Below are 12,697 nucleotides of genomic sequence, written 5' to 3' on the forward strand. Positions count from 1 at the left end.
TTGCTGGCCGAACTGATTGGCGAGGGTTTTGCCGACAAGATTCGCTATTACCCAACCACTACGCGGGAAGAGAGCCCTAAAATGGGCCGTATCACCAACCTGCTGAAAGATGGCACCGTATTTGCCGATCTGGGTATCGAAGGTGGCATCAAGCCTGACACCGACCGTGCGATGGTCTGCGGTTCTCTGGCATTCAACCTTGATATCAAAGCGATCCTTGAAGAATTTGGCCTGCGCGAAGGCGCAAACTCCGAGCCCAAGGAATTCGTTATCGAAAAGGCCTTTGTCGGCTGATCTGGATTTTCGGCCGGGCCATATACGGCCCGGTCACCCAAAACCGCCGATAAAACCTGCGATTTTCGTGCGTGCCACCACTTATGCCGCTTGAAACACCGTGCGGGGCGGTCTAAATTCCGGGCTCGAAATTCTTCAACCATCAAAGGAATGAACCCATAGCCCGCAGACCTCACAACGCGCCGCCACAAAGGGATACCGGCCCGCGCGTCAATGACAAGATACGTGCCCCCGAAATTCGCCTTATCGGCGCTGAAGGTGAAAATGTCGGGGTGGTTCATCCTGCCAAAGCCATGCAACTTGCAGCCGATGCCGGCCTGGACCTGGTCGAGATTTCGCCCAACGCGAACCCGCCGGTCTGCAAGATCATGGATTTTGGCAAGTTCAAGTACGAACAGCAGAAACGCGAAAGCGAAGCCCGCAAGAAACAAAAGGTCATCGAGGTGAAAGAGGTCAAATTCCGGCCCAACACCGACACCCATGACTACGACGTCAAAATGCGGAACGTGGTCAAGTTTCTGGAAAACGGCGACAAGGTCAAAGTGACGCTGCGCTTCCGTGGCCGTGAGATGGCGCACCAGAATCTCGGCCGCGAGTTGCTGGAGCGCGTCGCCGAGGACATCAAGGAAATCGGCAAGGTCGAGAATATGCCGAAGATGGAAGGCCGTCAGATGATCATGATGATCGGCCCCCTTCCGCAGAAGTAACTCCGGTTGGCAACCCCGAATAACAGCCCCGTCGGACCAGATCGGCGGGGCATTTTTGTTGGCTCTTTCCTGGAAGCACATTCTGCGCCATGACCAGCGTGAGCATCCGCCCAGCGACGCCGAATGATGCCACCATCCTGGCCGCGTTGAGCATTGAGGTCTGGCTGGGCACCTATCTCAAGCAAGCCATCAACGATGCTTTTGCGCAATACGTTCTTTCCGATTTTACGCCTGAACGTTTTGCGGGCACGATCCAAAGGGGCCAGTCCCGCTTAGTCGTCGCTGAAGTAGAAGACGGGATCGCGGGGTTCGCTCAGATCTCGGGCGACCGCCCGGCCCCCAACGGAATTTCCTGCGACACCGAGGTCGAAAAGCTCTATGTCCGCCCGGCTATGCACCGCAAAGGCATCGGCCGGATACTACTGAGCAAAGCTTTGGAGACCTGCACAAGTCCGGTTTGGCTGGCGACAAATTCCAACAACACCCCAGCCATCCGATTCTATCTCATGCAGGGATTTATCGAAGTTGGCGAAACGGCCTTTCGGCTTGGCGACCAGGCCTATCCCAACACCGTTTTCTTACGCGATCCGAGGGCTGCAAACGCGGTGTAAGTCATTTCGATATCGCAGCCGAAATCGCCTTGCCCAGCTTATCCACCAGTTCACCAATCTGCTCCTCCTCAAGGATAAAGGGAGGTGCCAGCAGAATGTGATCACCGTTCTTTCCATCCCGCGTTCCTGACATAGGATAGCAAATCAGCCCTTCGGACATTGCCGCCTTTTTGATTTTACCCGCTACACTCATCGCAGGATCAAACGGAGTCTTGTTGTCCCGGTCGGCCACCAACTCGATACCGCGGAACAGCCCCCGCCCGCGAATATCACCGACATTCGGATGCTGACCAAACGCAGCCTCAAGCGCGGATTGCAACCGGCCCCCCATCACACCCGCGCGGGCCGGTAAGTTCCGTTCGATCAACTCGCGAACAACGGCCAGGGCGGCAGCCGTCGCGACGGGGTGACCGATATAGGTGTGCCCATGCTGAAAGAAGCCCGATCCATCACGGATCGCGTCATAAATCCGGCCTGTGCACAACATCGCACCAATTGGCTGATACCCTGCCCCCAACCCTTTGGCGATACACAGAATATCGGGCGCCACGCCGTCATGATTACAGGCAAACAAATGGCCCGTCCGCCCCATACCGCACATCACTTCATCCAGGATCAACAGCACGCCATATTGATCGCATATCTCGCGGATGCGCTTGTAATAACCCTCGACCGCCGGAACAGCGCCAAGGGTTGCGCCCACCACCGGCTCGGCCATGAAGGCCATCACCGTTTCAGGACCAAGCCTCTGGATTTCGGCTTCCAACTCGTTGGCAACGCGCTGCCCATAGTCAAAGCTGCTCTCGCCGTCCGGCTTTTCGGCGTATTCATAGCAGGGCGAGATATGGGTCATCTCGATCAGCATCGGTGCAAACTGGGCCCGTCTCCAGGCGTTTCCACCGGCGGACAATGCGCCCAGCGTGTTGCCGTGATAGCTCTGCCTGCGCGCGATTACATGCCGACGCTCTGGCTGTCCGATCTCAAGATAATACTGCCGCGCCAGCTTGATCGCGGCCTCGGTCGCCTCGGACCCGCCGGATACAAAATAAACCCGATCCAGGTCACCCGGCGCATGCTCGATCAAAAGATCGGCCAACGCCTCGGCCGGTTCCGAGGTCATGAAGCCGGTATGCGCAAAGGCGATCTGTTCGACCTGTTCTTGCACGGCCTTGATCACCGCGGGGTTTGAATGACCCAAGCAAGACACAGCCGCATCACCACAATCTAGATAGCGCTTACCTTGTGCGTCAATCAGATAGCACCCCTCTCCACCAGCAGCCACCGGCAGGACAGATTTGGTGTGACGTGGAAATACATGACTCATTTCAAATCCCTCTTCAATAAATCCACCAGCGCCGCGACCGAAGCCGCGTTATCCGCCCAATGCGTTCCGTCCGACCCAGACAAACTGTTTTCGAACCCCACCCGCACATCGCCACCGCGCGCGGCAGCTTCGGCCAAACAGGCATGCTCCTGCGCACCAAAGGCACAGACCATCCAGGGTGAGGCGGGGGCAGGAAAAGCGTCCAGATCTTCGGGCACCGACCGTTGGTTCTCAGAGTACCGCCCCAACACCAGCAATTGGTCCACCTGCTCTGAACGCACGATGCCCTCATCCTGCCAATACTTCAGCAACTCTGCATCCGCTGCATCGTATAAGATGTGCTGCACGCGCGTCCCCTGATCCGCACACAACGCATAAACCCGGGGTGCCAGCTCAATGTCCCGCGCGATCTCTCGAACAGATATCGAGGCCCAGGCCGGCTGCACGTCCAGCAAGCACTTGTACTGCGCAGAAACGTCATAAATACCAACAGCTTCAGTCGTGATCTGAATGTCCATCCGCGGGGCGGCACGCTGCACCTCATTCACGGTTTCGCGGTACTGCCCGGCATCCAACGTATGCCGCCCCTCTGCGTTGCGAATATGCAGGTGCAATCCGTTCGCTCCGGCGACGTGACAGGCCCGCGCCGTGTCAACGATTTCCGCTGTCGAAACCGGCAGCGCCCTATGATCGACACGCCCCCGTCGCGCACCGTTCGGGGCAACAAGTACATATGGCAGATCAGCGTTGATTTTCATTATGAATGATGCCTCATCACCTTTCTGATGTTCGTCGATCTACCAACAGCGTTCTTGTTTTCAATTTCAAAACATAAAAACATATGTTTTTATTCTGGAATGGAACATTCAACCTCTCACCTGGTCAATCGCCTTCGGCACGAGATTGACGGCCTGCCCGCACAGATGCAATCCGCTGCCAAATATATTATCGACAATCCCGGAGATTTCGGCCTGGACCCGATCCGAACCACGGCAGATCGCATCGGCGTCAGCTCCAACGTTCTGGTCCGATTGGCGCAACGCATGGGATTTGACAGTTTTGAGGCGTTCCGCCGCCCTTTTCGCCAAACACTTGTAACCGATCGTGAGGATCGCCTGGGACAGGATTGGATAAGCCGCATGGCCGATGCGGACACCTTCAGCGCAACCCAGGCCGGGTTTGTTCAGAATGAGCTGAATGTCGTCTCACGCTCGCTCCGGTTGATGGAGCCGCAAAAGGCCAAACAGGCCGTCCAGCATATGACCGAGGCAAAACGATGCTTTGTCACAGCCACCCGTGCAAGCTTTGCACTGGCTTATTATTTCCACTACGCAGGTCGCATGGCGCATCCCGGTTTTCATCTTGTGCCGCGCCACATGGGATCAGCCATTGACGACTTGATCGATGCCGAACCCACCGATTGCCTGTTCGCGATTACCGTCCAACCTTATTCCGCCGACACCATTCGCTCGATGCGCTTTGCTCGCAAGCGGGGCATGCGGATTGTTCTCTTGTCCGACAGCAACGTGATTGCGCCGGGGGTCGAGCCAGACGTCACCCTTCTCGCCAGCACACGCGCCATGCACCAGTTCTCCAGTTTTTCTGGCGCGATGGCCGTCCTCGAATGCCTTCTCGGACACCTGTTTGAAGCCGGAGGTGAAGCCGCGCGACAACGCGTCGACCACTACCAAAAAGCGCGTGAAGACACCGGTGCCTATTGGCGACCTTCGGGTCTTCCAAAGCTCCGCAAAACATGAAAACGGCCGGGATATCCCCTCGGCCTTCTCCAACTAAACTTGCCTACATACAGGCTGCAACCGCCCGTCGGGTCATGACCCCCACAAGATGCGCGCGATAGTCTTTGCTGCCGTGTAGATCGGCAATCATATTCATCGGATTGACTCTCAGATCCATCAGTGCATCCGGGCGGAAAGCCGTGTTCAGCGCCTGTTCGGCTTCCGCCCACCGGAACACGCCATCTTCACTGGCTCCGGTCACGGCCACGCGCACACCGCCGGCAAATCGCGCCACATAGGCCCCGACCAATGCAAACCGAGACGCCGGCTGCAGAAACTTTTGATAGCTCGCAGCCTGCGGCACCGGAAAACGCACCGAGGTAATGATCTCACCTTCTGCCAAAGCGGTGGTGAACATGCCCTGAAAAAAGTCATCCGCCGCAATCTGGCGCGAATTGGTGACAATCGTTGCGCCAGACCCAAGCACACCTGCCGGGTAACAGGCCGCCGGATCGTTATTCGCAATCGATCCGCCGATGGTCCCGCGATTGCGCACCGCCGGGTCCCCGATCTGTCCCGCCAGCGCCGCTAGTGCCGGGTAGCTGCCCGCCGCTTCGCGCGACACCTCCGCATGGGTCGTGGCCCCGCCAATGGCGATCGAGCCATCGTCTTCGACACACACGCCTTTCATCTCGGCGATCCCACTTACCGACACCAGCTTTGACGGCGCCGCCAGCCGCTGTTTCAAAGTCGGGATCAGTGTCTGCCCGCCTCCCAGCGCCTGCGCATCCTCGCTTCCCAATGCGGCAACCGCATCGGCGATGGTCGAGGGCTTCTCAAACTCGAAACTGTACATTTCGTTTTCCTTTCCGAAGAACGCGGATCCGTTCTTCATCTGGCTATAAATATCCCGGGGAGCGCGAGGGGCTGGCCCCTCGCACCCCAACCTCTCAGCTGTTCATCGCCGCCCAAACGCGCGACGGGCTCACCGGCATGTCGATGTGATCCACCGCCTTGCCACCCGAGTTCAACGCATCCAAAACTGCATTGACCACTGCCGGTGGCGAGCCAATGGCCCCGGCTTCACCACAGCCCTTCACTCCCAACGGATTATGGGTGCAAGGTGTCTGACTGGAATGGTCGACCGCGTAGAACGGCACGTCATCCGCACGCGGCATGGCGTAATCCATATAGGACGCGCTCAACAGCTGACCGTTCTCATCGTAGGCGCAGTTCTCCAGCAGAGCCTGACCGATGCCCTGACCGATACCGCCATGGACCTGGCCATCCACGATCATCGGGTTGACGATATTGCCGAAATCATCCGCTGCCGTGAATCGTGCAATCGAAACCTGACCGGTCTCTGGGTCGACCTCGACCTCACAGGCATAGGCCCCCGCCGGGAAAGTGAAGTTGGCCGGATCGTAAAACGCGGTCTCCTCTAGTCCGGGCTCAACTTCCAGCGGATAGTTATGCGGAACATAGGCCGTCAAGGTCACATCGCCCCAGGCCACCGACTTGTCGGTCCCTGCCACGCTGAACTGACCGTCCTTCAGCTCGATATCGGCCTCGGACGCTTCCAGCAGGTGGGCCGCGATCTTCTTGGCCTTCTCGATTACCTTCTCAGTCGCCTTGACCATGGCCGAGCCACAGACCGCCAGCGAGCGCGAGCCATAGGTGCCCATACCAAACGGAATCTTCGAGGTGTCGCCATGCACGATCTCAACCATCGATTCATCAATCCCGATCATGTCGGCCACAACCTGCGGGAAGGCCGTCTCATGCCCCTGCCCGTGGCTATGCGCACCAACCATGACGCTGATCGAGCCGGTGGCATTCACCCGCACCGTGGCTGCATCGTACAGGCCCGCGCGGGCCCCAAGCATCCCAACGATGTTCGACGGTGCAATACCGCAGGCCTCGATATAGCAGTTGATGCCCAGACCACGCAGCTTGCCGTTGGCCTCACTGGCAGACCGACGCGCAGCAAAGCCCGACAGGTCGGCGGCTGCCTCCAGCTTGTCCATCGTCCCGTTGTAATCCCCGGTGTCATAGGTCAGCGCCACCGGCGTGTCATAGGGGAACTGAGTGACAAAGTTCTGACGACGCAGAGCAATCGGATCAACGCCCAACTCACGCGCAGCCTTGTCCACCACCCGTTCCAATTGGAACGTCGCCTCGGGGCGGCCCGCGCCACGATAGGCGTCCACAGGAACGGTGTTGGTGAACATCGCCTTTACGTTCACCTGAATGACCGGCGTCTTGTAGTTGCCCGCCATAAGCGTGCCGTGCAGCCAGGTCGGAACCGAGCTAGAGAAGGTCGACAAATAGGCCCCCAGATTGGCGTAGGTGTTTGTGCGCAGACCGACAAAGTTGTTGTCTGCATCCAGCGCCAGCTCAATCGTGCTGACATGGTCACGGCCATGCGCGTCCGACATGAACGCCTCAGACCGGCTGGAGGACCATTTGACCGGACGACCGCAGGCCTTCGCAGCAAAGGTGCAGAAGGCCTCTTCCGCGTAGTGGAAAATTTTGGTGCCAAAGCCGCCGCCCACATCCGGGGCTACCACACGGACCTTATGCTCGGGCAGGCCCAGAACAAAGGCGCACATCAGCAACCGGATCACATGCGGGTTCTGCGAGGTGGTGTAGAGCGTATACTCATCCGTACCCCGTTTATATTCGGCCACCGCCACGCGTGGTTCCATCGGGTTGGCAACCAGACGGTTGTTGACCAGATCGAGCGTCGTCACATGGGCCGCATTGGCAAAGACCTCATTGACCTTGTCGTTATCCGCCTCACCCAGATGCCAGTCGTAACAGATGTTGTTCTTCAGATCGTCATGGACCAGCGTGGCGCCTTCCTGCGCAGCGGCCTTCATGTCGATGACGGCTGGCAGTTCCTCGATGTCCACATCGATTGCCTCTGCCGCGTCACGCGCTTGCTCTAGACTGTCGGCCACAACGGCAGCTATGGGATCGCCTACATGTCGCACTTTGCCCTGCGCCAAAATGGGGTGCGCCGGTTCCTGCATAGGTGCGCCATGCCGATCCGTCACTTCCCAGCCGCAGGGGATACCGCCCACGCCTTCGAAATCCTTGCCGGTGAAAACCTTGACCACACCCGGCATGCCCTCGGCTGCCGAGGTGTCCACGGATTTGATCCGCCCATGCGCGATGTCGGACCGTAAAAAATGTACATAGGCCTGGCCATGTACGTTGATGTCGTCGGTGTAATTCCCCGCTCCGGTCAGAAAGCGCACGTCCTCGCGCCGTTTGGAACTGGCTCCGATGCCACTGTCTTTGGGCATTGCTTGTTCTCCTCCCTTAAACGGATGCTGATGCACCCTATGTCATCCCACGGGCGTCTCTCCTCTTACGCCCGCAGTGGCATCATTCGGCAGCGATGCTGCTGGCGTCCTGACCCGATGCGGCCATGATCGCCTTCACGATGTTGTGGTAGCCTGTGCAGCGGCACAGATTGCCTTCGAGATATTTGCGGATCTCCGCCTCGGTCGGGCGTGGATTGTCCTTGAGCAGCGCAGCCGCGCTCATCACCATACCCGGTGTGCAGAAGCCGCATTGCAGGCCATGGTGATCCTGAAACGCCTGTTGAATTACGTTCAGTGAACCATCGGCATTGGCCTGCCCCTCGATGGTGCCCACATCCGCACCATCGGCCTCCAGCGCCAGCATGTTGCAGGATTTGACCGCCTCACCATTCACATGAACGACGCAGGCACCGCATTGCGCGGTGTCACAGCCAACATGCGTCCCGGTCAGTGACAGGTGATCGCGCAGAAAGCTGGACAGCAAGGTCCGGCCCTCGACATCACCGCTCACGGATTGTCCGTTCACAGTCATTGAGACCTGTGTCATAAGATCCTCCCAATTTTGTATTTCTCCCTTGCAACCGAGTTAAACACGGGAATTTTCGTTTGAGAACAAAAATTTTCCCCCGGTTTTTCCGCAGTTTTCGTGCTCAACCTTTTGAAGGTGAGGCGCCCGGACAAAAGGGCAAAAGTACCGTTACGTCACTTTCTTCGACCGGCTCGCGGCTGTGGTCTGGTCGGAATCTCTTTTAGCAATCCACCAACACCCATGGCCGCGATATCATCTGCCGTGGTCTCAACCCCACAGACGACGCGGGACAAAACCCAATCGGCCCCATTCAACGCCGGAGACCGCGCGCAGCCGGGCAACCCGATAACCGGTCGTCCCTTCAACGCCCCGAGAAACAGAAGGTTGCCGGGATCTACGGGCATGCCGAACCGGTCCACCACCCCTCCGGCGGCGCGCACGGCGCTTGGCGCGACATCGTTTTCGTCGGAGGTTGCAGAGCCGGTCAGGATCATAGTGACCTCTCCGTTAATTTCGGTCAAAGCAGCCGCAAGCGCGTCCAACTTGTGAGGCACGATCTTTGTATCGGCCAGCGTCATTCCCAGCGCTTCAACACGTGCGCGGATGGCGGCGATGCCCTTGTCATGTCCGGGGCCGCCCGGGATTTCCGTCACAATCAAACCCGCCGTTTGACGCGCCGGAGCCGCCAGACGAACCGCCCCTTTCGCCAAGCGCGCTGCGTGCATCACATCCGCGCCGGGAACCGCATAGGAGATGACCTTGATCGTCGCCACCATCCCCCCAACGCTCATCTGCTGGTACTGAGGCACCGTTGCGATAGTGATCATCGGGTTGACCAGATTGAACTGCCGCAACGCATCAATATCCAGAACCGCAACCCCGGGGCCATCGGCCAAAAGGTTGACCCGACCTGTAAACGCATCGGTTATCCGCAGATTTGCACGCGCCGGATCTGGCACAAGAGAGTCCGCCAGCCGTTGGGCGGCCTCGTTTTCATGGCAATCGCCTGGCTCCAGCCGCGCAACTGTGACCTCGATTTCACCTGCTTGCGCCAGCGCATCGACATGTTCGACGGTCAGGGTAATTCCCTTGCGCAGCTTGCGGTCTCCGACCTGAACGGAATGGGCCAGGATCGCGCCTTCGGCCTGTGGCAATGGGACAGATCCAAACTTCACGCCTTACCCCTGAGGACGGCGGTCATCTGTGCCAGAATAGAAACCGCAATCTCGGCCGGGTCCGCTGCCCCGATGTCCAAACCGATTGGTCCGTGAATTTGGGCGATCTGAGCTGGGCTGAAACCAGCTTGCGTCATGCGTTCAACCCGTTTGGCATGGGTGCGGGTCGATCCCAGAGCACCGATATAGAACACTCCGGATCGCAAGGCTGCTTGCAGGGCCGGATCATCGAGCTTCGGGTCATGAGTCAGCAGCACAAGCGCCGTCCGGGCGTCCAGGCCCAGTTTGGTCACCGCCTCATCGGGCCAGTCATTGAGTATCTTTTCGCCGGGGAAACGGGCACTTGAAGCAAATGTCTCACGCGGATCGATGATGGCCGAGTCGTAACCTGCAATGCGCGCCATCGGGATCAGCGCCTGCGCGATATGAACCGCCCCCACCACGATCAACCGCAGCGGCGGATTGTGCACGGCGACAAACGTCTGCCCATCCGCCTCGAAACCGGACCTGTCCATCTTTAGGCGATCCGCATAGGCATTGCGGCGCAGCGCACGATGACCGGTTTCAACGTTGACCTCATAGGCAAGTGCTTCGCGCCGGGCACGTGCAGCGACCAATTCCGCCAAAATCGCCTCGGGCAGAACCGAGCCGATAGGTTCGACCAAAACCCGTATGGTGCCGCCACAAGCCAAACCGACGGCAAAGGCGTCGTCATCACTGACCCCGAATTCAAGTAAGCGTGCTTCGCCTTCGTCTATGGCTTCCAGCGCCTCAACGATCACAGCACCTTCGACGCACCCGCCCGACACCGAACCTTCAATCCGCCCGTCCCCGCCGATCACCAACTGCGATCCGACGCGACGAGGCGCACTGCCCCACGTCTCTACGACCGTTGCCAAGGCTGCGCCTTTGCCAGCGCGGTACCAGTTCAGGGCGGTTTCCGGACTGCTGTCGAATCGTTCCATTGAGACCTCCGGCCTGTTCCCGCCCCAACATAGGCAGGTTTGCCGCAATGAAAAGCCGCGGGCTTAAGTGTTTTCCGGCGCTAAAAAGCCGATTTCGCGATCATATTCACATTCTGTTGAATCTCATCAGCTCAGGTTCTAGCGTGCCCTTGAGTCGGGCGCAGGCCCGGCGAACCCCTTTACATTTCAAAGCGGAGACAAAGAGTTGAAACGCATTCTTACACTGGGAGCTGCGGTTGGCCTGATGGCCGCAACCGCAGGCTGGGCTGATACATTTCTAAGATATGGGGAAGTTGAAGGCTGGAAAGTCTTTATCGATCAGGACAAGAAATCCTGCTTGATCGAGGCGGTCGACGACTCGGAAAACGTGGTCCAAATGGGCCTGACCGAGGATCGCGGCGTTGGCTATGTGGGTGTCTTCACCAAGGCCGAAACAAATATCAAACGCGGTGAAACCGAGGGCGTCGCCATCCTGCTGGGCGATAACATCTATGTCGGCGAAGCCACTGGGATGAAGGGCAACATCACCAAGGGCTATTCCGGTGGCTATGTCCTGTCCGACGATCCGCAATTTGCCGAAGACCTGGCCAAACAAAAGGTCATGGTGGTGTTCCCTGAGAAAGAGTTCGCCTTCACCGTGGACCTGACCGGAACTTACAAGGCCATGGAGATGGCCCGGAAGTGCAACGAAGAACAGGTTTCCTGATCTAACTGGAAAGCGCGGCCATCAGCCGTGCTTTCTGCCCCTGGTCGTCGGGTTTTGAGATCACGGCGGCCAGATCCTCGAGCGAGGCAATCGAGTGCCCGGCGCGAAAGCTGTCAACATGCGGCAGCATGGTGACCACGCCCTGCGCCTTGGGTGCGAAGCCGTCCCAACGCAATAGCGGGTTCAGCCAGATCAGGCGGCGGGACGACAAGTGCAGGCGCTCGATCTCTTTGCCCAACAAATCCGGATCGCCGCGTTCCAGTCCATCGGTGATCAGAAGCACCACAGCGCCCTGCCCCATGACGCGCCGCGACCAGTCGCGGTTGAACTGATGCAAGCAATCCCCGATGCGGGTGCCGCCTTCCCAATCCTGTGCTTCGGACCCAGCAGCAGCAAGGGCCGCGTCCACGTCCCGTTGATGCAGGTGGCGGGTGATATTGGTCAATCGCGTGCCGAAGGTGAAGGCATGAACCCTGGCCCAGCCCGCCCCTTTGGCATTCGAAACTGTGTGCAGAAAATGCAGGATCACGCGGCTATATTGGCTCATCGAGCCAGAGATATCGCAGAGGGCGACCAGATTTGGCCAGCGTAGTTTAGGCTTTAGGCGGGCGATATCGCGCAACTCGCCCCCCTGGCGCATGGCAGACCGTAAGGTGCGGGCCCGATCAAGCCGCTGCCCCAGATGGCTGGACTGTCCCCGGCGGGATTCGATGGGTTTGACCGGTAGAGTCAGGCGCGCCAGCACGCGTTTGGCCTGCGCCATTTCAGCGGTGCTCATCTGTTCAAAATCCAGATTGCGCAGCCGCTCGTCAGAGGATGCGGTTTGGGTTGCGTCTATCTCAATCTGGGTTTCGTCTTCTTGCGCCGAGGTGGTTTGCGGCCCGTCCTGCTCGAAACCGTCCAACAGCGCCTCGGCAGCGCGTTTTTCAGCAGCATCCGCTTTGCGTTCTTCCTGCACGCCACGAATGGCGGGCAGCATCATGGCCATCATATGCTCCATATAACGTGGATCGCGCCAATACATGCGAAAGACCTGCGCGAACACGGTGCGGTGTTCCGGACGGTTCACAAAGCAGGCGTGCAGGGTCCAGTAAAAATCCCGTTTCTCAGTGAACCCGGCGGTCTGCACTGCCCGGATCGCATCGACAACGCGCCCCGTTCCAATCGGCAGACCCGCCTTACGCAGCGCTCGCGCAAAATGGGTGATGTTCTGCGCCAGTTTGGGATTGTCGGGGATGTCGAGGGGAAGTTCTTCTGCCATCAGCGTTCATGGGGGCGCTGCCCCCATACCCCCGGAGTATTTGGGAAAAGATGAAGC

12 protein-coding genes and 1 pseudogene are annotated in these 12,697 nt (G+C 58.7%); 5 read left to right on the plus strand and 8 right to left on the minus strand.

Translation table 11 applies throughout. The features are described from left to right. From ACP0GE_RS03785 to ACP0GE_RS03795, 3 genes and pseudogenes are all read left to right on the plus strand, one after another. Positions 1-294, plus strand: a pseudogene (locus ACP0GE_RS03785) (ferredoxin--NADP reductase); the annotation flags it as partial. Between the two features lie 158 nt (positions 295-452). Next, positions 453-1,001, plus strand: a complete 549-nt coding sequence (gene infC / locus ACP0GE_RS03790) for a translation initiation factor IF-3 (protein ID WP_424833802.1) — start codon at positions 453-455, stop codon at positions 999-1,001. A gap of 89 nt (positions 1,002-1,090) precedes the next feature. Next, complete coding sequence (locus ACP0GE_RS03795) at positions 1,091-1,612, plus strand: N-acetyltransferase family protein (RefSeq protein ID WP_424830669.1); 522 nt, start codon at positions 1,091-1,093, stop codon at positions 1,610-1,612. A gap of 1 nt (position 1,613) precedes the next feature. Here the strand turns inward: ACP0GE_RS03795 and ACP0GE_RS03800 are convergent, their stop codons facing one another. Both ACP0GE_RS03800 and ACP0GE_RS03805 read right to left on the minus strand, forming a co-directional pair. Further along, a complete protein-coding gene (locus ACP0GE_RS03800) occupies positions 1,614-2,936 on the minus strand; it encodes an aspartate aminotransferase family protein (RefSeq protein WP_424830670.1) in 1,323 nt (440 codons plus the stop codon). After that, a complete protein-coding gene (locus ACP0GE_RS03805; RefSeq protein WP_424830671.1) occupies positions 2,933-3,694 on the minus strand; it encodes a 3-keto-5-aminohexanoate cleavage protein in 762 nt (253 codons plus the stop codon). Before ACP0GE_RS03805 ends, ACP0GE_RS03800 begins: the two co-directional genes overlap by 4 nt. A 99-nt stretch (positions 3,695-3,793) precedes the next feature. On the opposite strand from ACP0GE_RS03805, the gene ACP0GE_RS03810 reads away from it, so the two are divergent. Beyond that, complete coding sequence (locus ACP0GE_RS03810; protein WP_424830672.1) at positions 3,794-4,693, plus strand: MurR/RpiR family transcriptional regulator; 900 nt, start codon at positions 3,794-3,796, stop codon at positions 4,691-4,693. 43 nt (positions 4,694-4,736) lie between these two features. On the opposite strand, the gene ACP0GE_RS03815 is transcribed toward ACP0GE_RS03810, so the two are convergent. The 5 genes from ACP0GE_RS03815 to ACP0GE_RS03835 form a co-directional block, all read right to left on the minus strand. After that, positions 4,737-5,528, minus strand: a complete 792-nt coding sequence (locus ACP0GE_RS03815) for an FAD binding domain-containing protein (RefSeq protein WP_424830673.1) — start codon at positions 5,526-5,528, stop codon at positions 4,737-4,739. 94 nt (positions 5,529-5,622) lie between these two features. Then, positions 5,623-7,983, minus strand: coding sequence for a xanthine dehydrogenase family protein molybdopterin-binding subunit (locus ACP0GE_RS03820; RefSeq protein ID WP_424830674.1), 2,361 nt, complete (start codon positions 7,981-7,983; stop codon positions 5,623-5,625). An 82-nt stretch (positions 7,984-8,065) separates the two neighbouring features. Further along, positions 8,066-8,551 carry a (2Fe-2S)-binding protein gene (locus ACP0GE_RS03825; RefSeq protein WP_424830675.1) on the minus strand — a complete coding sequence of 162 codons (486 nt, stop codon included), beginning with the start codon at positions 8,549-8,551 and terminating at the stop codon, positions 8,066-8,068. 155 nt (positions 8,552-8,706) lie between these two features. Further along, complete coding sequence (locus tag ACP0GE_RS03830; protein ID WP_424830676.1) at positions 8,707-9,708, minus strand: molybdopterin-binding protein; 1,002 nt, start codon at positions 9,706-9,708, stop codon at positions 8,707-8,709. Then, positions 9,705-10,673, minus strand: a complete 969-nt coding sequence (locus tag ACP0GE_RS03835) for an XdhC family protein (protein WP_424830677.1) — start codon at positions 10,671-10,673, stop codon at positions 9,705-9,707. Before ACP0GE_RS03835 ends, ACP0GE_RS03830 begins: the two co-directional genes overlap by 4 nt. 205 nt (positions 10,674-10,878) lie before the next feature. On the opposite strand from ACP0GE_RS03835, the gene ACP0GE_RS03840 reads away from it, so the two are divergent. Next, positions 10,879-11,379 carry a hypothetical protein gene (locus ACP0GE_RS03840; RefSeq protein WP_424830678.1) on the plus strand — a complete coding sequence of 167 codons (501 nt, stop codon included), beginning with the start codon at positions 10,879-10,881 and terminating at the stop codon, positions 11,377-11,379. A 1-nt stretch (position 11,380) separates the two neighbouring features. Here ACP0GE_RS03840 and ACP0GE_RS03845 read toward each other — a convergent pair whose 3' ends face one another. Beyond that, positions 11,381-12,640, minus strand: a complete 1,260-nt coding sequence (locus ACP0GE_RS03845; protein WP_424830679.1) for a vWA domain-containing protein — start codon at positions 12,638-12,640, stop codon at positions 11,381-11,383. Positions 12,641-12,697 lie beyond the last annotated feature (57 nt).

It is taken from the genome of Ruegeria sp., from assembly GCF_965243365.1.
In the GTDB taxonomy this organism is placed as follows: domain Bacteria; phylum Pseudomonadota; class Alphaproteobacteria; order Rhodobacterales; family Rhodobacteraceae; genus Ruegeria.